The organism is Cytobacillus sp. ABV4_503 (assembly GCF_056158445.1).
In genome coordinates, this window is record NZ_JBSWTH010000001.1 from 1 (window position 1) to 21,619 (window position 21,619).

At 41.7% G+C, this 21,619-nt stretch carries 21 protein-coding genes, 2 tRNA genes, 1 rRNA gene and 1 pseudogene; 19 read left to right on the forward strand and 6 right to left on the reverse strand.

Translation table 11 applies throughout. The features are described from left to right. Nucleotides 1–201 precede the first annotated feature (201 nt). The 7 genes from rrf to tsaD all read left to right on the forward strand — a co-directional run bounded on the left by rrf (nt 202) and on the right by tsaD (nt 3,375). A 5S ribosomal RNA gene (gene rrf, locus ACXAD1_RS00005) occupies nt 202–318 on the forward strand. A gap of 42 nt (nt 319–360) precedes the next feature. Next, nucleotides 361–434: transfer RNA gene (locus tag ACXAD1_RS00010), tRNA-Met, on the forward strand. A 3-nt stretch (nt 435–437) separates the two neighbouring features. Further along, nucleotides 438–514: transfer RNA gene (locus ACXAD1_RS00015), tRNA-Asp, on the forward strand. A gap of 208 nt (nt 515–722) precedes the next feature. Continuing rightward, a complete protein-coding gene (gene tsaE / locus ACXAD1_RS00020; protein WP_206845909.1) occupies nt 723–1,178 on the forward strand; it encodes a tRNA (adenosine(37)-N6)-threonylcarbamoyltransferase complex ATPase subunit type 1 TsaE in 456 nt (151 codons plus the stop codon). Next, entirely contained in the window at nt 1,175–1,879 is a 705-nt protein-coding gene (tsaB, locus tag ACXAD1_RS00025; protein ID WP_206845912.1) for a tRNA (adenosine(37)-N6)-threonylcarbamoyltransferase complex dimerization subunit type 1 TsaB, read from the forward strand. The genes tsaE and tsaB overlap by 4 nt, the downstream gene beginning before the upstream one ends. An 18-nt stretch (nt 1,880–1,897) precedes the next feature. Continuing rightward, the gene (gene rimI / locus ACXAD1_RS00030) at nt 1,898–2,347 is read left to right on the forward strand and encodes a ribosomal protein S18-alanine N-acetyltransferase (protein WP_474909138.1); all 450 of its coding nucleotides are present in this window, start codon (nt 1,898–1,900) and stop codon (nt 2,345–2,347) included. Beyond that, a complete protein-coding gene (tsaD, locus tag ACXAD1_RS00035; protein WP_474909139.1) occupies nt 2,347–3,375 on the forward strand; it encodes a tRNA (adenosine(37)-N6)-threonylcarbamoyltransferase complex transferase subunit TsaD in 1,029 nt (342 codons plus the stop codon). Before rimI ends, tsaD begins: the two co-directional genes overlap by 1 nt. 228 nt (nt 3,376–3,603) lie before the next feature. Here the strand turns inward: tsaD and ACXAD1_RS00040 are convergent, their stop codons facing one another. Continuing rightward, a complete protein-coding gene (locus tag ACXAD1_RS00040; RefSeq protein ID WP_474909140.1) occupies nt 3,604–5,526 on the reverse strand; it encodes an ABC-F family ATP-binding cassette domain-containing protein in 1,923 nt (640 codons plus the stop codon). Between the two features lie 190 nt (nt 5,527–5,716). Between ACXAD1_RS00040 and moaC the strand changes: the two genes are divergently transcribed. Together moaC and ACXAD1_RS00050 are read left to right on the forward strand one after the other, a co-directional pair. After that, on the forward strand, nt 5,717–6,199 hold the full coding sequence (gene moaC / locus ACXAD1_RS00045) for a cyclic pyranopterin monophosphate synthase MoaC (RefSeq protein ID WP_370224314.1): 483 nt from the start codon (nt 5,717–5,719) through the stop codon (nt 6,197–6,199). Between the two features lie 27 nt (nt 6,200–6,226). Then, on the forward strand, nt 6,227–6,871 hold the full coding sequence (locus ACXAD1_RS00050; RefSeq protein ID WP_206845925.1) for a redox-sensing transcriptional repressor Rex: 645 nt from the start codon (nt 6,227–6,229) through the stop codon (nt 6,869–6,871). A 21-nt stretch (nt 6,872–6,892) separates the two neighbouring features. On the opposite strand, the gene ACXAD1_RS00055 is transcribed toward ACXAD1_RS00050, so the two are convergent. Both ACXAD1_RS00055 and ACXAD1_RS00060 read right to left on the reverse strand, forming a co-directional pair. Next, nucleotides 6,893–7,096 (reverse strand): YdiK family protein, encoded by a 204-nt coding sequence (locus ACXAD1_RS00055; RefSeq protein WP_206845928.1) that lies wholly within the window; start codon nt 7,094–7,096, stop codon nt 6,893–6,895. A gap of 46 nt (nt 7,097–7,142) precedes the next feature. Continuing rightward, on the reverse strand, nt 7,143–7,868 hold the full coding sequence (locus tag ACXAD1_RS00060) for a CPBP family intramembrane glutamic endopeptidase (protein WP_370224312.1): 726 nt from the start codon (nt 7,866–7,868) through the stop codon (nt 7,143–7,145). Between the two features lie 317 nt (nt 7,869–8,185). On the opposite strand from ACXAD1_RS00060, the gene groES reads away from it, so the two are divergent. Beyond that, nucleotides 8,186–8,470: a co-chaperone GroES gene (gene groES, locus ACXAD1_RS00065; protein ID WP_206845932.1), complete on the forward strand. Its 285-nt coding sequence runs from the start codon at nt 8,186–8,188 to the stop codon at nt 8,468–8,470. Nucleotides 8,471–8,530: 60 nt separating this feature from the next. Further along, on the forward strand, nt 8,531–10,162 hold the full coding sequence (gene groL / locus ACXAD1_RS00070; RefSeq protein ID WP_206845934.1) for a chaperonin GroEL: 1,632 nt from the start codon (nt 8,531–8,533) through the stop codon (nt 10,160–10,162). Between the two features lie 134 nt (nt 10,163–10,296). Here the strand turns inward: groL and ACXAD1_RS00075 are convergent, their stop codons facing one another. The 3 genes from ACXAD1_RS00075 to ACXAD1_RS00085 all read right to left on the reverse strand — a co-directional run bounded on the left by ACXAD1_RS00075 (nt 10,297) and on the right by ACXAD1_RS00085 (nt 12,412). Further along, nucleotides 10,297–11,481 carry a DUF4317 domain-containing protein gene (locus ACXAD1_RS00075; RefSeq protein WP_370223324.1) on the reverse strand — a complete coding sequence of 395 codons (1,185 nt, stop codon included), beginning with the start codon at nt 11,479–11,481 and terminating at the stop codon, nt 10,297–10,299. A gap of 261 nt (nt 11,482–11,742) precedes the next feature. Further along, on the reverse strand, nt 11,743–12,039 hold the full coding sequence (locus tag ACXAD1_RS00080; RefSeq protein WP_206845939.1) for a YwqI/YxiC family protein: 297 nt from the start codon (nt 12,037–12,039) through the stop codon (nt 11,743–11,745). A gap of 16 nt (nt 12,040–12,055) precedes the next feature. Then, entirely contained in the window at nt 12,056–12,412 is a 357-nt protein-coding gene (locus ACXAD1_RS00085) for a YwqH-like family protein (protein WP_206845941.1), read from the reverse strand. A gap of 212 nt (nt 12,413–12,624) precedes the next feature. Between ACXAD1_RS00085 and ACXAD1_RS00090 the strand changes: the two genes are divergently transcribed. From ACXAD1_RS00090 to ACXAD1_RS00125, 8 genes and pseudogenes are all read left to right on the forward strand, one after another. Then, nucleotides 12,625–14,439 (forward strand): T7SS effector LXG polymorphic toxin, encoded by a 1,815-nt coding sequence (locus ACXAD1_RS00090; protein ID WP_474909141.1) that lies wholly within the window; start codon nt 12,625–12,627, stop codon nt 14,437–14,439. Between the two features lie 10 nt (nt 14,440–14,449). After that, on the forward strand, nt 14,450–14,917 hold the full coding sequence (locus tag ACXAD1_RS00095; RefSeq protein ID WP_206845943.1) for a DUF600 domain-containing protein: 468 nt from the start codon (nt 14,450–14,452) through the stop codon (nt 14,915–14,917). A 58-nt stretch (nt 14,918–14,975) separates the two neighbouring features. Next, nucleotides 14,976–16,363, forward strand: a pseudogene (locus ACXAD1_RS00100) (T7SS effector LXG polymorphic toxin); the annotation flags it as partial. Further along, nucleotides 16,363–16,803 (forward strand): SMI1/KNR4 family protein, encoded by a 441-nt coding sequence (locus tag ACXAD1_RS00105; protein ID WP_370224326.1) that lies wholly within the window; start codon nt 16,363–16,365, stop codon nt 16,801–16,803. The pseudogene ACXAD1_RS00100 and the gene ACXAD1_RS00105, both read left to right, overlap by 1 nt. A gap of 171 nt (nt 16,804–16,974) precedes the next feature. Beyond that, nucleotides 16,975–17,178 carry a hypothetical protein gene (locus tag ACXAD1_RS00110; protein WP_370224327.1) on the forward strand — a complete coding sequence of 68 codons (204 nt, stop codon included), beginning with the start codon at nt 16,975–16,977 and terminating at the stop codon, nt 17,176–17,178. A gap of 334 nt (nt 17,179–17,512) precedes the next feature. Beyond that, complete coding sequence (locus ACXAD1_RS00115) at nt 17,513–18,634, forward strand: ABC transporter ATP-binding protein (protein ID WP_474909142.1); 1,122 nt, start codon at nt 17,513–17,515, stop codon at nt 18,632–18,634. Nucleotides 18,635–18,652: 18 nt separating this feature from the next. Further along, nucleotides 18,653–20,233 carry a glycine betaine ABC transporter substrate-binding protein gene (locus tag ACXAD1_RS00120; protein WP_370224330.1) on the forward strand — a complete coding sequence of 527 codons (1,581 nt, stop codon included), beginning with the start codon at nt 18,653–18,655 and terminating at the stop codon, nt 20,231–20,233. Between the two features lie 185 nt (nt 20,234–20,418). Beyond that, a complete protein-coding gene (locus ACXAD1_RS00125; RefSeq protein ID WP_474909143.1) occupies nt 20,419–21,609 on the forward strand; it encodes a M14 family zinc carboxypeptidase in 1,191 nt (396 codons plus the stop codon). Nucleotides 21,610–21,619 lie beyond the last annotated feature (10 nt).

Sequence of the window (21,619 nt, forward strand, 5' to 3'; positions counted from 1 at the left end):
ACGAAAAGCGGAGGCGACTGTTCAACTTCGAAAGACGTTGGAGAGCCGGCCATTCAAATCCTGGTTTTGGGATTTGGAGGGACGGATCGAAACGGCCGAGAAGTTAGGAGCCGAAGCTAGACAAGTCATTGGTGAATACTCGGCAATACTTCTTCATACATTATCTAGTTTTGAGGGAACGAAGTTTCTTCAATTACATAGTCCGGTGGCGATAGCGAGAAGGTCACACCCGTTCCCATACCGAACACGGAAGTTAAGCTTCTCAGCGCCGATGGTAGTTAGGGGCTGTCCCCTTGTGAGAGTAGGACGCTGCCGGGCGGAAAAACAAATTGTGATGAAAAATCACATAAATAATATTATCGCGGGGTGGAGCAGTTCGGTAGCTCGTCGGGCTCATAACCCGAAGGTCGCAGGTTCAAATCCTGCCCCCGCAATCTGGTCCGGTAGTTCAGTTGGTTAGAATGCCTGCCTGTCACGCAGGAGGTCGCGGGTTCGAGTCCCGTCCGGACCGCCATTTTCTAATATTAAAAACGTCAAACGAAACCTGGTTTCGTCTTTTTTTTATTCTTTTTTATCCTAAGCTTATATTTCATTAATAATGAAAATAGCTTACTTTGCCCATTGCTGCAAAATAAGGTAAACTACATATAGATTATTCTCCTTAGGATTTATCCTAAGGTTTTTTTTCTTTATAGATTAGACCATAAAAGGTGATGAAACATATGAGTCAGTTTGAGTTTATCTCAAAGAAGCCAGAGGATACGATGGCGTTTTCGGAAAGGCTGGGCAGCCTGCTCCAGCCGGGGGATGTCCTTGCTCTGGAAGGAGATTTGGGCGCAGGAAAAACGACATTCACCAAGGGGCTGGCAAAAGGACTTAATATTACCCGTAATGTAAATAGCCCCACTTTTACGATTATTAAAGAATACCAAGGAAGATTGCCCCTGTATCATATGGATGTATACAGAGTTGAAGATTCTTTTGAGGATTTGGGGTTTGATGAATATTTTGAAGGCAATGGGGTCACAGTTGTAGAATGGGCTCATCTAGTTAAAGAACAGCTTCCCGAAGAGTTATTGACGATTTATTTATATCTTGATGATAATGACTCAAGAAAGCTTGTCCTGGAACCCCAGGGAAAAAGATATGAGGAATTGTGTAAGGAGATTATGTTATGAAGGTTTTAGCCATTGATACATCCAATTACCCTTTGGGAGTAGCTCTTCTGGATGGTGATCAGGTTATAGGCGAGTATATTACCAATGTAAAAAAGAATCACTCTGTCCGTGTTATGCCGGCTATTGATATATTAATGAAAGATTGTGGTGTTACGCCAGCTGAGATAGATAAAATTGTTGTTGCGAAAGGACCTGGCTCCTATACAGGCGTCCGTATTGGGGTTACCATTGCAAAAACTCTGGCCTGGACTTTAAATAAGCCGCTGGTTGGGGTATCCAGCCTGGAAATTTATGCGGCTTCGGCCGGCAGATACTTTAATGGCGTCATATCTCCTCTGTTTGATGCACGAAGAGGGCAAATATATACTGGCCTGTATCAATATAAGGAAGGAAAATTAGAGTCTCTTATGAAAGACCAGCTCCTTCTTGCAAAAGATTGGGCATCAATGCTTTCTGAACAGAAAGAGAAGGTCCTTTTAATGGGGAATGATTTGCCTTTACATAAAGAGGTTTTCGCAGAATCCCTTAAAGACCGGGCTGTGTACGCTTCGCCTGCAGAACATAATCCAAGGCCAGCCGAACTTGCCTTATTAGGCAGAGACCGAGAGCCTGAGGAAGTTCACACTTTTGTTCCTAATTATATTAGGATTGCGGAAGCTGAAGCTAATTGGATAAAAGCAAACCAAGAAAAAAAGCTATAGTGATGAGGAAGCGAACGTATGAATAAATCCTTAACTTTCCGTTTTATGAATGAAGAGGATATTGATGATGTTTTGGAAATAGAGCATAAGTCCTTTGCCACACCCTGGAGCAGGGAAGCCTTTTTTAACGAATTAACACAAAATCAGTTTGCTTTGTATGTTGTTTTAGAAGAAGAAAATAAAGTAATAGGCTACTGTGGAGCATGGATCGTCGTGGACGAAGCTCATATCACAAATGTTGCGCTGCTCCCTGAATATCGCGGGAGAAAGCTTGGAGAAGCTCTGATGCGAAAGTTAATAGAGATTGCGTCTGAAATGGGGGCCATCACGATGACTCTGGAAGTAAGGGTATCTAACTTCACAGCTCAGTCCTTGTACCGAAAGCTTGGTTTTCAAAATGGAGCCATTAGGAAGAACTACTATACTGATAATCAAGAAGATGCTTTAGTAATGTGGGTGAATTTATAATGAAAAAAGATCAATGGATCATGGGAATTGAGACAAGCTGTGATGAATCTGCTGTTGCCATCATTAAGAATGGCCGTGAAATCTCAGCCAATATAGTTGCATCCCAAATAGAGAGCCATAAACGTTTTGGAGGAGTAGTTCCGGAAATAGCTTCCCGCCATCATGTTGAACAGATAACGATAGTGCTGGAAGAAGCATTATATAAGGCTGGCATCACATATTCTGATCTTTCAGCAATTGCTGTGACTGAAGGACCTGGCCTTGTAGGCGCGCTGCTGATCGGGGTTAATGCCGCTAAAGCGGTTGCTTTTGCTCATGGTATTCCTCTTGTAGGCGTGCATCATATTGCTGGACATATTTATGCCAATCGATTGGTTGAAGAAATGGAATTTCCATTACTATCCCTGGTAGTCTCTGGCGGACATACAGAACTGGTCTATATGAAGGAGCATGGCCATTTCGAAGTGATTGGAGAGACAAGGGATGATGCTGCAGGAGAGGCATATGATAAAGTTGCCCGGACATTAAATCTGCCATATCCAGGCGGTCCTCACATTGACAGACTCGCTCATGAAGGGAACCCAACGATTCAGCTGCCGAGAGCATGGCTGGAAGAAGGTTCATACGACTTTAGCTTCAGCGGCTTAAAATCTGCCGTTATCAACACTGTTCACAATGCTGAGCAGCGTGGTGAGGCCATTGTGCCGGAAGATCTTGCCGCAAGCTTCCAGGAAAGTGTTATTGATGTCTTAGTAACGAAAACAGAAAGAGCCGTTGAAGAATATCGGGTGAAGCAGCTGCTGCTCGCAGGCGGAGTTGCGGCGAATAAAGGACTTCGGTCCTCTTTGGAAAAGAAGTTTGGGGGCAAAGCGGATATAAAGCTTATTATTCCTCCATTATCTTTATGCACAGATAATGCAGCGATGATTGGTGCAGCAGGAAGTGTGCTGTTCGAAAAAGGACAATTCGCCGGCCTTGATTTAAATGCCAATCCCGGTTTAGACATCACTATCCACAATGATAAATAAATTAGTAAAAAGTCCCCGACCGAAGAGGGGACTTTTTCTGTGGATAAAATCATTTATTTCAGAATTTTATGTTGATTATGTGGATAAAATCAGTTCGTTTTGTGGATAATGTGGAAAAGTCTGTGGAGAGTATATATAACTGCGTTTTTCTTGTGTTTATCTCTGTGGATAATAAAAAAGACTGGCAGTGACTATTCTACCAGTCTAAAAGTTATGAATTTTCCTTTATTAATCATCAGCTAAAAGTGCCCATTCTTCCATCAACTCTTCCAGCTTTGCTTTTGCTTGATCAGTTTCATTTGTAATGCCCATCACTTTTTCATGGTCTTGATAAACATTCGGATCACAGAGAAGCTGATCATTCATATCAATTGCTTTCTCCAATGCTTCTATTTGCTCTTCAATTTCTCCCATTCTTCTTTTTCGCTGTCGTTCGAGCTTTTTGGCTTCTTTATCATGCTGATAATTATTTTTGTCCTGCTTAACAGGTTGTGATGGAGAGGATTCAACTTGCTCATTAAGTGCAAGCAATTCCTCCTGTTCCTGCTTTTTTTCCACATAATAATCATAATCGCCAAGATACTCTGTTGCACCACTACTGGAAAGTTCAACTACTTTTGTTGTGATTCTGTTGATAAAATATCGGTCATGAGATACAAAGAGAATCGTTCCGGGATAATCAATCAATGCATTTTCAAGAATTTCTTTGCTATCCAGGTCCAAATGGTTTGTTGGCTCGTCGAGGATTAAGAAATTGGCTTTCTGCATCATAAGCTTCGCAAGTGCAAGACGAGCCTTTTCACCGCCGCTCAGTGTTGAAACAGTTTTAAGAACATCATCACCAGAGAAAAGAAAGTTCCCAAGTATTGTCCGAATTTCCTTTTCCGGTTTAAGAGGGTATTCATCCCATAATTCGTTCAGGACTCTTTTGTTGCTGGTGAGTTCCGCCTGTTCCTGGTCATAGTAGCCAATTATCACATTGGAACCGTACTGAATCTCCCCAGAAAAAGAAGGGATTTTTTTGATGATGGTTTTAAGCAGAGTGGATTTGCCAATACCATTAGGCCCAACAAGTGCTATGCTGTCTCCTTTTGCCAGTCGCAGTGAAATATTTCCGCTCACTTTCTTTTCATAGCCTATAGCAAGAGAATGAATATTTAAAACCTCATTGCCAGATTGCCGTTCAATGTCAAAGCCAAAAGAAGCCGATTTCTCGTCTCCAAGCGGCCTGTCCATCACCTCCATTCTTGCCAGCTGCTTTCTGCGGCTTTGCGCCCTTTTGGTTGTGGAGGCCCGGGCAAGGTTTCGCTGGATAAAATCCTGCAGCTTAGCGATCTCTTCCTGCTGTTTCTCGAATTCCTTCATTTCTCTTTCAAAATTCGCGGCTTTTTGATCCAGATATGAACTGTAGTTGCCAGGATACTTTCTTATTTGGCGGCGGGAAATCTCGTAAACCTGGGAAACGACCTTATCAAGGAAATAGCGGTCATGGGAAACGATTAGAATGGCGCCATTGTATCCTTGCAGGTATTGTTCGAGCCATGATAATGTTTCAATATCCAGGTGGTTGGTAGGCTCGTCCAGTATTAAGATATCAGGCTTTGTCAGCAAAAGTTTACCAAGGGCCAATCTGGTACGCTGTCCGCCGCTCAATGATGAAATTTTAGTGTCATAGCCCATTGAGCTGAAGTTGAGTCCGTGGAGAATGGAACGGATATCTGCCTCATATTGATAGCCGCCATTTTCTTTGAAATCAACCTGAAGCTTGTCGTATTCTTTTAAGATGCGTTCATAGGCATCAGAGTTATTTAGGATATCAGGGTCTGCCATTTGTTCTTCAAGGCTGCGAAGCTGTTTTTCCTGCTTCTGCAGATGACTAAAAACAGTCAGCATTTCATCCCAAATGGATAAATCTGATTCCAGGCCGGTATTTTGTGCAAGATAGCCAATTGTAACTTCCTTTGGCTTTAAAATCTCACCGGAGTCATATGTCATTTGTCCGGCAATAATTTTCAAAAGGGTGGACTTTCCTGCACCATTGCGCCCTACTAGCGCAATCCGGTCCCTGGTTTGTACTTCAAGCTTTATATTGGTTAAAATGGGATCAGCGCCAAAATTTTTCGCCAGTTGATTGACTTGTAATAGTATCATGTTCTTTCACCTCGGGTATAGAGTAAGTGTAACTCATTCATATATGTTCGGCAATAAAGGAGACAGGACTATAAGCCCTTCTGCAGGGCATTCAATCAAGACAAAAGGCAAATAAATATGTGAGGAACCATACAATGCACATACAAAGTAACAGAAAAATAGTGTATGATTTTGAAGAGAGGTGTTTTGAATGGCGGATTTTACTCATTTTAATCAAGAGGGAAGGGCAAAAATGGTGGATGTCAGCGATAAGCCTGAGACGTCACGGACAGCCATCGCTCAATCAAGTATTGCTGTTAATCAGGAGATATACGAGAAGATAACATCCAACTCCATGAAAAAAGGGGATGTACTCGCTGTTGCACAAACTGCAGGCATTATGGCGAGCAAGAAAACATGGGACATTATTCCGATGTGCCATCCGCTGCCGCTAAAGGGTGTGGACATTTCATTTTCATGGAAAGCGGAATCGGAAGAGTATGTTCTTATCATTACTGCTTCTGTAAAAACGAAGGGAAATACGGGTGTGGAAATGGAAGCGTTAACAGCTGCTTCGGTCTGTGCTCTGACCGTATATGATATGTGCAAGGCTGTAGATAAAGGAATGGTGATTGGGCCAACCTTTTTAATAGAGAAAACAGGCGGAAAAAATGGAGACTTTAAAAGAAGTTAATTCATCATAAGAAATGGGGATGGACGAATGGCCAATGAACCAATTAAGATACCGCAGGCAACAGCTAAACGGCTGCCTTTATATTACCGCTTTCTAAAAAATCTTCACTCATCAGGCAAACAAAGAGTCTCTTCAGCAGAATTGAGTGAGGCGGTAAAAGTGGATTCTGCTACAATCCGCCGCGACTTTTCGTATTTTGGTGCGTTAGGGAAAAAAGGATATGGGTATAATGTGAATTACCTGCTGAGCTTCTTTCGGAAGACTCTTGACCAGGATGAGCTGACTAAAGTAGCTTTGGTCGGGGTAGGCAATTTAGGAACAGCCTTTCTTAACTATAATTTTCTTAAAAATAATAATACTAAAATAGAAGTAGCTTTTGATGTTGATGAGAGTAAGGTTGGCACGAAAATCGGCGATGTGCCGGTCCATCATATGGATGACCTTGAAGAAGTTATTGTAAATAATAATATTCAGGTGGCAATTTTAACAGTGCCGGCACCGCCTGCCCAGTCTATTACCGATCGGATGGTGAATGCGAAAATAAAAGGAATCCTAAATTTTACACCTGCGAGGCTCACTGTGCCAGCCTCGATTCGTATCCATCATATCGATCTGGCAGTGGAATTGCAGTCACTGGTTTATTTTCTGAAAAATTATCCTGAAGAAGTGTAAAAAAATGAGCCTTTTGCGGGCTCATTTTTTCATTTTATTTTTCAATTTAAAATGCAGGCCAACCATCCGCAGACCGGTGCCAAAATCGAATGTGGCAATTATGATCAGAAAATAAGTAAAGAAACCCCAGGTTTCTTCACGCTGGATATTCTGTATTGCTATAAAGGTGAAAAGGCATCCGAGAAGGATGTAAATAAAGCCTGAAAACAAAGGTGTGCTTCTCATCAAAATCCCCCAGTAAATTTAAAACTCTGCACAGCATTCCACTAAGCTAGAAAAAGCTGATAAAGCTCTGCATTTTTTCCATTTCTTCTAACCATTTTTGCATATTATCCTGATTCAGCTGGATAACTGCAACAAAGGTGTTCATCGCCACATGGGCAAAAATCGGCACAATAATCCGCTTCGTCTTGACGTATAAAAAGGCAAAGGTGAACCCCATTGCCGAGTACAGCAGTACATGTTCAGGCTCAAAATGGGCAAGTGCAAAAATGACTGAGCTGATCAGGGCCGAAAGGAAGAAGTTGAAGCGCTTATGGAGAGAACCGAAAATAATTTTTCTAAAGACGATTTCCTCAAGGATTGGCCCGATGACCGAACTGATTAATATAACGATTGGCGATGCCTCAATGATCCGGATTATCTGCTGCGTATTTTCAGATCCCATTTCAATGCCAATCATATTTTCAATGCTTGCAGCGGTGGCTTGAGCGATCAGGGCCAAAAATATGCCGCCTATTGCCCAGCCCACTGAGCTTGCTGCGGGAGATGCATCCCTATCCAGGCCTCTTTTCATCTCTTTTCTTAATAATAGAAGCGTAATGATCAGTGTGACTGTAAAACTGATGACAAGCCAGTAGGCTACAGCCAGGATCTGCATGTCTTCGGGATTCTGTCCAAGGGCATCTGCAATAAATAACACAAGCGGAACGCCAAACAAACTGGACAGCTGCATAGCAATATAAGCTATTAATATAAACCAATATTCCTTCTTCAAAATGTTATACTCCTTAATCTGAATGTTGGAAAACAAGTCCTAAAGCCATTGTACTCTTAAAAAGGAGCGGGTTTCAAATATCAGCATCAAAGCAGCAAAATACCATGTTTAAAGTGAAGAGCTTCGAAGTATACTTAAGTGGTTGTCTGTGTCGAAAAATAGCGTGTATCGGCGGATGAAATTTTTTCTAAAAAATTTAAGCTTCACCCTTGCAAATAGATATAAGATTCATTAATATAATAATTGTGTTAGCACTCATACAGAGAGAGTGCTAATAAATAAAAATATTTACATATTATTTGAGGAGGTTGTTTCACTTGTTAAAGCCACTAGGTGATCGAATCATTATCGAGCTTGTTGAAACTGAAGAAAAAACTGCAAGCGGCATCGTACTGCCGGACACTGCTAAAGAGAAGCCTCAAGAAGGTAAAGTTGTAGCTGTGGGAACTGGCCGCGTTCTTGAAAATGGCGAGCGTGTTGACCTTGAGGTTGCTGACGGCGACCGTATCATCTTCTCAAAATATGCTGGTACTGAAGTGAAGTACGAAGGCAAAGAATATTTAATTTTACGCGAAAATGACATTCTTGCTGTAATTGGCTAATCGCCATCAAGCGAAGATTATTAAAAGATAAAGCTAAAATTTTTGAGGAGGTTTTTATCAATGGCTAAAGAGATTAAATTTAGTGAAGAAGCTCGCCGCGCGATGCTTCGCGGTGTGGATTCCCTTGCAAATGCGGTAAAAGTAACTCTTGGACCTAAAGGACGCAACGTGGTTCTTGAGAAGAAATTCGGTTCTCCATTAATCACTAATGATGGTGTGACAATCGCAAAAGAAATCGAACTTGAAGATGCTTTTGAAAACATGGGTGCAAAGCTTGTTGCTGAAGTAGCAAGCAAAACAAACGATGTTGCCGGTGACGGTACAACAACTGCAACTGTTCTTGCTCAGGCAATGATCCGTGAAGGACTTAAGAATGTAACTGCAGGCGCCAACCCTATGGGCATCCGCAAAGGAATCGAAAAAGCTGTTTCTACAGCTGTTGAAGAGTTAAAAGCTATTTCAAAGCCAATTGAAAATAAAGAATCCATCGCACAGGTTGCTGCAATCTCTGCCGCTGACAATGAAGTTGGCCAGCTGATTGCTGAAGCAATGGAGCGCGTTGGCAACGATGGCGTTATTACAATTGAAGAATCTAAAGGATTCACAACTGAGCTTGATGTAGTAGAAGGTATGCAATTCGACCGCGGATACGCTTCTCCATACATGGTTACAGATTCTGATAAGATGGAAGCGGTTCTTGAAAACCCTTATATCTTAATCACTGATAAGAAGATTACAAGCATCCAGGAAATCCTTCCTGTACTTGAGCAGGTTGTACAGCAAGGCAAGCCTTTATTGCTTGTAGCTGAGGATGTTGAAGGTGAAGCACTTGCTACACTGGTAGTGAATAAGCTTCGCGGAACTTTCAACGCGGTAGCAGTAAAAGCTCCTGGCTTCGGTGACCGCCGTAAAGCTATGCTTGAAGATATCGCGATTCTGACTGGCGGTGAAGTAATCACTGAAGAGTTAGGCCGTGACCTTAAATCTGCTACAATCGACTCTTTAGGACGCGCTTCTAAAGTGGTTGTTTCAAAAGAAAACACTACGATCGTTGAAGGTGCTGGAGACAGCGCGCAAATCGGCGGCCGTGTGAACCAGATCCGCACTCAAATGGAAGAAACTACTTCTGAATTTGACCGCGAGAAATTACAAGAGCGCCTGGCTAAGCTAGCTGGCGGTGTGGCCGTGGTTAAAGTTGGTGCTGCTACTGAAACTGAATTGAAAGAGCGCAAGCTTCGCATCGAAGACGCCCTTAACTCTACACGTGCTGCTGTAGAAGAAGGCATCGTTTCCGGTGGTGGAGTTGCCCTTCTAAACGTATACAACAAAGTGGCTGCTATCCAGGCTGATGGCGATGAAGCTACAGGAATCAACATCGTATTGCGTGCGATGGAAGAGCCTGTACGCACAATTGCACACAATGCAGGCCTTGAAGGTTCTGTAATTGTTGACCGCTTAAAGCGCGAAGCAGTTGGAACAGGCTTCAACGCTGCTACTGGCGAGTGGGTAAACATGATCGAAGCTGGTATCGTTGACCCAACTAAAGTAACTCGTTCAGCTCTTCAAAACGCTGGATCTGTTGCAGCTATGTTCTTAACTACTGAAGCAGTAGTTGCTGACAAGCCGGAAGAAAATGCTGGCCCTGCAATGCCTGATATGGGCGGTATGGGTGGAATGGGCGGCATGATGTAATTTAAAGCGTTGAATCCAACGTTTTAAAGTATCTTCCTCCAGAACATAGGGACAGGTTACATGTCCCGCTGATCCCTAAAATGCTTATAACTCAAACAAAAAAGGAATTCCTATTCGGGAATTCCTTTTTTTATTTATTCTTTATCCGAACCCCCGCCAAATGTTTCGGGAATCATGGTGAAGCCTTCAATCACGGTATCTTCTTCCACCTCGATCATCAGGTAACGCTTGCCATCAAAATGGACTTGTTTGACATATCTCAGGTCTTGCGGGCAGATGGATATGTTGGCTGCCTTCGTGCTGATTTTTATTGATTTTGAATTGTATTTGGGCAGGACGCTGCTTGCCTTTATTTCATATTTGTCATCATCGATGATTTTTTGATAAGCAGATTGGACCTTTTCTGAGTTAATATCTTCGAGACCGCTCACCTTTAAAACACGTTCTACGTCTTTGGAATCCAGCTTCGGCGGTTCATCCTCTTCGTTTTCCACGATCATCCGGTTAATCTCTTCATATACGCTGGAAAGTGTTGATGTGCTTAGCTGATCTCCTGTTACGTCTTTAATAATTTCCTCAAAAACGATTTTATCATCCTGCGCCGTCATCGTTTCTTCCCCGTTTAAAACGTCCTCTATGAACAGGTGGTCGGGCTCATGGACCTTGCCTGCTGAATACAAGACATGATTGACATCAGCAGCATGATCGGTGAAGCAAGGAAATAGGAACCCTGAAATTGGTGCTTTGAGGTTGATAATCGGATCAACAGTAAAATGATACTTAAATTCCTTTTCTACATAGTCAAAAAGCAGTTCTTTCTTCGGTTCCTGCGTGTTATTTATGCTGCAGAGAATAAAGGGATGAGAATATACGGCATCCCTTTCACTTTCCTCGGCTTCTGCATTGCGGCGTTTCATTGGCTTAAGATATTCCCCGCGAATGAACGTAACGACAATATCCTTTTCATATTGCCGGATTCCCAGCATTTTGCCGACTATCTGAAGCATTTGATCCATCCAGCCTTCAGCATCACTGCTTAGCAATCCTTGATGCAGGATGAGCTGACTGCTGTTTTCGGCATCCCGCTGAAACTTTAATTCAAAGAGCTTTTCATCCAATTGGCCGCCCAGCAGCTTTTTGAAGTTATCCATAAACAGCTCCTGCTGATCCTGGTCCAGCATTTCAAAGGGCTGGCTCTCATAATGATAAATCTCGCTTGATTCCTTCATAATATAGACATTAAAAATATCTGAGATCTTTAGTAAGTCATTATTTAACTTAAATTGTTTCCGAATCTGTGCGATGTCTTTCTTGTTCACGGTTAAAATCCACTCCTAAGCTGCCCAATATGCATATTTACTAGAATAACAAAATACATCAGCTCTATAAATTATTATTTATTTTCGTTTTTTGATAAGGGTTTTTTAATGGAGATTTGAAAGAGGGGAGGTGACTGTAGAATCCTGATATTTTGGCAGCATTGAGGGTATAAAAAGAGACTTCCCATAAGTTGAGCAAAACTTGTGTGAAGCCTCTTATTTTATGAAAAAGGGTTGTTGAACTATCACACGGCAGCTGTGCTAAGGCATTCTTTTTTGTGCACCGCTCTGTATACCCCTGGAAAGCAGCCGATCCGATTCATCTAAAAATTGCACGGATTGTCGCGTTGTTTCTTCGTTTTGCAGCAATACAGATTTATACGTCTCTGTCACCTGCTGAAGCTGCCTATTTAAAACATTCAATTTATTGATGAAATCAAGGACATTATTCTCCCCAATAGTGGATGGAAGGAATGGCTGGAGCCCGTTAGCGGAGGCTTGAAGTTTAGAGAGTGCCTGTTCTATTTCGCTTATCCTTAGCTTAATCTCAGTATCCATTCTCAGTACCTCCTCATTATTTCTTCGACCTCTCTGCTGCAAGCTGTGCTTCCAGGGAAGCGATCGTTTGTTTGATAGAATCGATTTCCTGCTGGATCTGCTGCTGCTTCCGGCTTATGGCTGAAAACACTTCATGAAACTGATTTGATTCAAGGTCAGTGTAACTCGTAAGCATTTGTTCAAACCGGATATCCTCAAATTCATCTGCCAGCTTTCCCTGCCAGGTAAAAGGGGAAAGATCAGGCTTTGTGACGGTATGCCGATAGTGGTTAAACTCCTGCTGTTTTCCTTGGAGCTCTCCCTCACAGGCCAGCAGTCTCTGCTGATCACTTTGTTTCTTCGCCAATAAACTGTAGTAATATCCTAAAGACATGAATATTCACCTCTATATACTGCCATTTTCATATTATTAAACCGGAAAAAAGAATCCATTTTACTATATCACAGGGAAATAATGTAATAATGATACATTTTCCTTATTTTAGTCATTCTGTCGATGGGTATATATTACTGTTTTATACAAAAGTGTAAAAATAATCCTATTCGTAATAAAATTACTCTAATTTTTAGTGTAAAGTATAGATTATGGAAAATTCTAGTGAGGAGCTCTCTGAAGCGCCTCTATTCCAGTTGTCGAATGGCAGGAGGCGATTTATACTGAAGGTATTAGATGCGAGTGAGTTGCATAGCCGATTGAAGGAGCTTCAACCCAGTCTGCACTCCTTAGAAGAGCAGATAAGAAACATTGCGCGTGATGTAGAAGGTATTACCTCGCTTGAGGACTCCTTTCGGGGAGAGGGAGCAGCCGCTATTCAGGCTTTCTTCCAGGAATGTCATTCTCCTTTTCTCTTATTTTTTGAAGGTTTTCTTGCAGACTATCAAAATACTTTAAAAAGAATAGCTTCTTCCCTTCAGATGCTCGAGCCGGCAAGCAATGGATTCATCCGTCAGAACTTTTTGGATGGAGAAGCGGCACAGGGCCTGGTAAAAACAGAATTTATCACTAATAGCCTAACGGAAGAGACCAATGCGGTATTACAGAAAGTTTCTGATATTGTCAGTCTCCCTCACCTGCAGGATGGGGAGTTTTCGGCACATGTAAGGAGAGCGGAACTTCACCGGAGAAATACGGTTGATGATCTTATGACCTTTGACAGCCAGCAAACACTGGCTCTTGATCCAATTGAGCAGGATCTTCATCTGATGAAGACATACATCGATGAAATTTCCAGCCTCTTTCAGAGTGGAAATCTTAGCATTTCCGGATATTCCGTCAAGCAGCTTCAATCCAGTCCAATCTATGGAGAGCTTTTAGAAGGGATCAGGCATAAAGCAGGAAATTCCAGGCGTTCTCCGGAATTCTTTAAAGAACTCGGCGTAACGGCCCTGGGTCAGATTCTGCCGCCTGGTGCTTATTCCATCTGGGCTATCTGGCAGAGTACCTACGAAAGAAAGACCATCCACTATCAGTTAAGAGCCTTGAAAGCTTTTGCAGAGCTAAACAGTAACGAAATCAGCCCGGAGGAATTCGCCACCCTGAGCGGCAGAGAGATCCTGACTGTTGATGTTATAGATGAGCATGGCATCGGCAGCCAGAATCAGGGCGGAAAGTTTCATCTCTATGAGGACGGCCGGATCGTCAGGGAATTCTATGGGGAAAAAGGAACAGTCTACGAATTCGTCGACTCCATTCCAGAAGACCGCGTGGGAGGAGTACGGGAATTGGACTCCATAGCTGACGGAACCCCGCTTGAAATACTCGAATACCTGTCGCTGGCGGCTGTTGTCCGAAAGCAAGGAACCAAGATCATACGGAAAAGCATCAATAGGGCCGACTTTGATGCGCTTGTAAGGATATTGAAAGAGGAAAAGGGCCATGTGGTCTTGCCGGGGAAGAAGGCTGGTAAGGGTAAAGATGTTAAGGTAACTAGTGAGGCTATAGATGATATTATTAGAGATGGTAGTCATATACTTAAAGGTGGAAAATTAAAACCTAATATTAAATATCAAGCAGGCGAATATGATTACCTATATAAAACAGATGAATCAGGAAGACTGACCGAGTTTAATGCGGGTGATTTAAAATTAACAGAACGTGATAATAGATTACCGCATAAGTCTAATACACCCGGAAAAGAACCCGGAGACCATGCAGGGCACTTAGCTGCAGATAGATTTGGAGGATCTCCAGATTTAGATAATCTTGTGTCTCAATCAAGTAGTGTTAATTTGAGTAAATATAAAAAATTAGAGAATCAATGGGCTAAAGCAATAGAAGAAGGAAAAGATGTTTCAGTTAATGTTAAAATTAATTACGAAGGAAATAGTTTAAGACCGGGCGGCTTTGATATAGAATATGAAATTGATGGTCGCATAAGGTTCATAAGTATAGATAACTAGAGGTGATTATGTGAAGTTATTTGAGGATTATTTTTCAGAAATACAAACAGACATGGTGGCTATTTGTTTAGAGTACGTCGAAAATAAAGCAGATGAAATCTTTATTTATTGTTCATATGAACCCGAAATGTATGTTTTTGATTTTTTCTATAGAATTAACGGAAAGATTGTCCATAAACATCAACTAAATGATGCTATAAAAGAGTTAGACAGTCAGCAATATCAAATTTACGATGTTTCGAGAGAAAGACAGAAGGCAGCATTAAAAATTGGTAATCAAAATTTAAAGCTAATCCATAAGAAATGTGAAGACTTCAATAAAGAAATGCCTACAGAGATGAAGTTATATTACAATGTAAAACAAAATAGTTTAAAAGGAAAATATAGGTATGATTTAGTTTATACGAATGATGATGAACTATTGCCTGATGATATCTTTGATTTATGGTTCGAAGAAATGAAAAAAACTGATTTATAAAATCTGACCTTGAATGGCTTAATGCCTTTCAAGGTTTTTTATGCTTTTAACATATTAAGAAGCGGCACAGGGCCTGGTAAAAACAGAATCTATCACCAATAGCCTAACAGATGAGACCAATGCGGTGATGCAGAAAGTTTCTGATATTGTCAGTCTCCCCCACCTGCAGGATGGGGAGTTTTCGGCACATGTAAGGAGAGCGGAACTTCACCGGAGAAATACGGTTGATGATCTTATGACCTTTGACAGCCAGCAAACACTGGCACTTGATCCAATTGAGCAGGATCTTCATCTGATGCAGACATACATCGCTAAAATTTCCAGTCTCTTTCAAAGTGGAAATCTCTGCATTTCCGGCTATTCCGCCAAGCAGCTTCACTCCAGCCCCATCTATGGAGAGCTTTTACAAGGCATCAGGCATAAAGCAGGAAATTCCATGCGCTCTCCGGAATTCTTTAAAGAACTGGGCGAAACTGGCCTGGGTCAGATTCTGCCGCCTGGTGCTTATTCCCTTTGGGCTATCTGGCAGAGCACATATGAAAGAAAGACCATCCACTATCAGTTAAGAGCCTTGAAAGCTTTAGCAGAGCTGAACAGTAATGAAATCAGCCCAGAGGAATTCACCTCTTTGAGCGGACGAGAGCTCCTGACTGTTGAAGTCATAGATGAGCATGGCATCGGCAGCCAGAATCAGGGCGGAAAGTTTCATCTCTATGAGGACGGCCGGATCGTCAGGGAATTCTATGGGGAAAAAGGAACAGCCTACGAATTCGTCGACTCCATTCCAGAAGACCGCGTGGGAGGAGTACGGGAATTGGACTCCATAGCTGACGGAACCCCGCTTGAAATACTCGAATACCTGTCGCTGGCGGCTGTTGTCCGAAAGCAAGGAACCAAGATCATACGGAAAAGCATCAATAGGGCCGACTTTGATGCGCTTGTAAGGATATTGAAAGAGGAAAAGGGCCATGTGGTCTTGCCGGGGAGGAAGGCTGGTAAGGGTACGGGTAATAAGATAGATTCTGATACAATAAAAAAATATATTAGAGATATAGAGGGACAAACAGGCAGAGAGTTACCTAAAAACCAAATAGAGAAGTTGAAGGAAGCCTTAAGAAATAAAGAATAAAAAAAATGTCACCAATAGAAACAGCTAAGCATAGGGCAGAATTTGATAAAGTAAAAAATAAAGTAATCAAAGAGCGGGAAGAAAATACAGGGCAAAAGTGGCCTGTGTATAATGAAAATGTTATTTCAGAAAAAACAGGTAAAATAATTAGGAAAAAAGGAGATAAGTATGATGCTCATCATATAATTGAGAATACAATTGGAGGAGAACATGAATGGTGGAATATGCATCCTGCAAAATTCCCAAATGAGCATCAAGCTGGTATTCATGGAACAGGTTCACCAGCAAATTCGCTATTTAAAGTAGGTAAAAAATAATGGGCTACGAATCTATGAAAGCAAATCAAGAAAATAGTTTTTATCGAGTAACTGAAAATGAAATAAAAGATGTTGAGAAGGAACTCGATTTAAAATTTCCTAAGGAGTTAGTTAATTTTTACATAGAGGTTGGCTACGGGTTTATTAAAGGTTCAGAGTTTAATATAAATCGTATTATGGATCCTTATTCCGTAAGAGATTTTCGATTAAGAGTTAACGATTTTGAGTTTTATCCTGACATAGAAATCTATGATGAATTTGAAAATAACAAACTAATATTTTTTGAAGGTAGTGAATCAGCTTTAATGTCAATTGAATTCAATGAAAAGAAAAGCAGTCCGGTTTACTATTATGATATTCAAATTGCGACTTCTCTTGAAGAATTTTTAAGAAAAATTGAAGAAAATGATAAATATTACTTGGAGTTACTAGTTGATTAAAAAACATAATAAAACGGACACCTTGATTGGCTAAATGCCTTTGAAGGTTTTTCTTTTAATATGCCCCTAACTTTCCCCCGCCAAATGTAGTGAATTTGCCCAAGCCAAACCCGTTTCCACGCATATACAATAATATAGGCATATATATATAGGAAATGGAGGTATGAACGGATGTACCCTTACAGAGGTCCTTACCAGCCGCAGGATCAGCGTTTTTTTGGATTCTTTGGTCTGCCCTTTTTAGGCGGGTTAGCAGGAGGTCTATTGGGCACCGCCTTATTCTACCCGCGTCCATATTATTGGTATCCTCCACCGCCGCCGCCTTATTATTACCCGCGGCCTTGCTGTGGACCGGGATTTGGATATCCTTATTAATAGCTATCAGGGGGAGCTCTTTAAGAAATGCTTCCCTTTTTTCATGCCTGAAAGCACCAGAGTCATATTGCAGAGAAAAAGGCTTAAGGCAGCATAAATCTCCACATTAATTAAAGATAGTAATTAATAAAGAGTTTTTCTTTAAAGGTGAAGAACCTTTTTGGTTTGAAGAAAGAAGATTAAGGTTAAATATGAATATTATGGAATTATAGTGGGATAACTAATTTATCGATTTTTGCATGCTTAAGCAGCCTATGTTATCCTGAAAAACGTGTCTGCGGACAGGGTGTTCCATAATTTATATATTATATGCTGTATAGGAGGTGCTGAAAAGTTGATTGAGTTTAAAGAAGTTAACAAAATCTTCCAGGATGGGTTTCATGCTCTTAAGGATATTACCTTTAAAGTGGAAGAAGGAGAACTGCTGGTTCTGATTGGACCCAGCGGATCTGGAAAAACCACAACAATGAGGATGATCAACCGTCTTATTGAGCCGACAAAAGGCACAATCACTATTGAAGGAAAAGATATTTCAAAAGAAGATCCAGTCAAGCTCCGCCGGACGATCGGTTATGTGATCCAGCAAATAGGGCTGCTGCCGCATATGACGATAAAAGAAAATGTTTCTCTTGTTCCAAGGCTGATGAAATGGAAGAAGGAAGAATACATAGATAAAGTGGATGAGCTGATGCATATGGTAGGGCTGGATCCGGAGGTCTTTGGTAACCGCTATCCTTCAGAGCTGAGCGGCGGGCAGCAGCAGAGGATCGGTGTTATCAGGGCACTGGCAGCAGAGCCGAAGATCATTTTAATGGATGAACCGTTCAGTGCGCTGGATCCAATCAGCCGGGAGCAGCTTCAGGATGAATTAGTCCGTCTTCAGCTGGACATCCAAAAAACGATTGTATTTGTAACCCATGACATGGATGAGGCGCTTAAAATCGCTGACCGCATCTGTATCATGAAGGACGGAGAAGTCGTGCAGCTGGATACGCCTGAAAACATCATCCGCAGGCCGGCCAACGAATTCGTCCGGAGTTTTATTGGAGAAGACCGGCTGCAGGAAAATGATAATATCTCATTACCTAAGCTAACCAAATTAATGGTTCCGGCTGTAACAGCCGGCGGGAACCGCAGGCTGGCTGAATCCCTGAAGATGATGCGAAGCAAACGGGTTAACAGTCTTGTGGTTGTGGATAATCAATATGTTTTTCAGGGAATCGCAACTGTCTGGGATGTCCAGAAAAATTACAAGGACGAAGAATTGATGCTTAAAGACATTATGGATTCAAACGTTGTGACACTTCAGCAAAATGATCCTGCGGAAAAAGCCTTTCAGCTGGTGAACGAATCTGTATATGGCTTTGTTCCGGTCATGGATGAACACAAAAAGCTTTTGGGTATTGTGACCCGATCAAGTCTAGTAGAATATATGGCTGACGAAATCATCGAGTAATCAGGATAGGGGGTGTTGATGATTCTTAACTTAATCAGCAGCACGGCTGACGTTTTTGTAAACCGATGGCCAACAATATGGAACTTAATCTTAGAGCATATGTATCTTTCGCTTATTTCGATTGCCATTGCCATTTTAATATCTGTTCCTTTGGGCATTTATTTAACGAGGCATCGAAAAATTGCGGATTCAATTATTGGGATTGCAGGAGTTTTTCAGACGATTCCAAGTCTCGCACTACTTGTATTTCTCGTGCCATTCATCGGAACAGGACAAGTTCCTGCCATTATTGCTTTAACCGTTTATGGCTTATTGCCCATTCTTCGAAATACATATTTAGGTATTACTGGTGTTGAAAAGTCTGCCATCAATGCAGGGGTTGGAATGGGAATGACGAATCGCCAGGTCCTTTGGATGGTGGAGCTCCCACTGTCCCTCAGTGTCATCATGGGCGGAATTCGTACGGCGACTGTATTAATTATCGGTGTTGCTACGATTGCGGGCCTCATTGGGGCTGGCGGTCTGGGAGATCTAATCTTCCGCGGGCTGCAGACCTATAATACGGGCCTGATCCTCGCAGGGGCGATCCCATCTGCGCTGCTGGCGATTATTTTTGATTATTTATTGAAGCTGCTGGAGACTGACGTGACTCCGCAAGGGCTTAAACAAGGGCAGAAAACAAATCAAACTGTGAGCCGCTGGAGAAAGTGGGTGGTGACCGCATTAATTCTAATTCTCCCTCTTTCTGCTTTTGCTGCCCAGCTGGGTGAGAAGTCTGGCGGCAAAGATACGATTACTATTACCGGCAAAAACTTCACAGAGCAGGAAATCATGGTTTACATCATGGGCCATCTGATTGAGGAGCATACTGATCTTAATGTGAAATATGAGTCCTTCCTAGGCGGTACTGCACCTGCATTTGAAGGAGTTAATAACGGAAATTATGATTTGTATATGGAATATACGGGAACGGCCTTGCTGAGCATTCTAAAAGAAGAAATGATCAGCGATCCTGACAAGGTGTATGACATTGTAAAAGAGCGCTTTAAGGATGATTATGATTTGGTCTGGCTTGAACCATTTGGGTTTAATAACACGTATACTCTGACCATTCGTAAAGAAGATGCTGAAAACTGGGGTGTTAAAACAATCTCAGATTTAGGCAAGAAATCATCTGAGCTGTCTCTTGGTTCAGAGCCGGAATTTCTTGAGCGCCCCGATGGATATCCGGGTCTTGTCAATACTTACGGGTTTGAATTTGGCGAAACACAGGCCATGGACTCTGGCATTATGTACAGTGCCATCAAAAATGGAGAAGTGGATGTCATTGATGCTTTTTCCACTGATGGCCGCATACCGGCATTCAACCTGCAGGTACTCGAGGATGATAAAGGATTCTTCCCGCCTTATTATGCAACCCCAGTTATCAGGGCTGATACGCTGAAAGAACATCCTGAAATTGAAGAAGCATTGAAGATGCTTGCGGGAAAAATTGATAATGAAAAAATGCAGGAACTCAATGCAAGAGTAGATATTGATAAAGAGCAATATGAAGATGTGGCGGTTGATTTCCTGAAAGAAGAAGGATTAATTGACTGATTCGAAAAGGACTGTGATTATTTTGCAGTCCTTTTTAGTATGATGAAAGTCTTATCAAATAAGGAAAATGTAGGATATTTATTATTCGGAATATTAATTCTTTTAGCAGATTTACATCCTCCTGCTGAAAAGGCATGATAGAAATAATTCGGATATCGAATTAATAGATCAGGGGAGGCTTAAACATGAAGAAAAAGTCATTATGGAAAGTACTTAGTTCAGCAGCACTGGCAGCTTCGATTCTTGTACCTCAAGTAAGCTTTGCTGAAGGCGCAAAGCCTGTAACAGAAGAAAATGTATCAATTAATGGTTTTGTAGATTATGAAGAATTAAAGAAAAAGTTAAGCCAAATTGAAAAATCATCGAACGGCCTGGTTCAGGTTGAATCTGCGGGAAAAACGAATGAGGGGAGAGATATCTTTACAGCACGAGTGGGCCATGGAGATAAGGTGGTACTAGTACAGAGCGAAATTCATGGCAATGAAAAGACCGGTACTGTCGCATTGCTGAATATTCTTCAATATTTAGGATCAAGTCAATCAGCAGATGCGAAAAGGATTAGAGAAGAATTAACGATTGTCGCAATCCCGATGATGAATGCCGATGGTTCCGAATTGGACAGGCGCGGCAATGTAATGACCTGGGAAGAGGTTCAGGAACAATTTCCTCAATTACATAATGCACAGCCCACCTGGAATTATTACACACGCAGCCTTCAGGGGGATGACTATTCTGCAGCACCAGGATTCGATGTAAACCGTGACTTTAACCCTGACTTGAACTATATTCCGAAGGCGGAGGACTTCCCTGGAAATTCAAGCACTCCAGGCTGGTATATTACGCCTGAATCACAAACAGTCCGGGATGTTTATAAGAGTCTTCAAGAGGAATTTGGTAATGTTGAAGTCTTTTTAGATCTTCATCACCAAAATTTCTATAAGATTGAAGGAACAGATGAAGATGTAACAATGTCCATTTCAGCAGACTTTGTTCCGGATCCAAATTCCGCGGAGGGTGCAAAATATAGCCAATATGCGGAGAATTATCGCTTTGATTTCTCACGCCAGTTAAACGTTGCTCTTTATGATGCACTTCAGGAAAAAGGAAATTCAGTGTTTACCAATATTTCTTTATATGACCAGGACTTAGACTTGCCGGGTACTGCCCTGGGCTCCTTTGCCTTGAATGGAAGCGGGGTTGTCCTATTTGAGGTAAAAGGGCAGACGCATAACTATGGACAAAAGATGAAAGGTCAGCTGGTTAAGACAGTAGAAACAGGTGTCATGGGGATTATCAATGGGGTGGCAGATGGCAGTGTGTATGATTTGAATCCGGATGAATATAATGAAATTCCTAACAGAGTGCCAATTCGTTAATAGAGTCAAT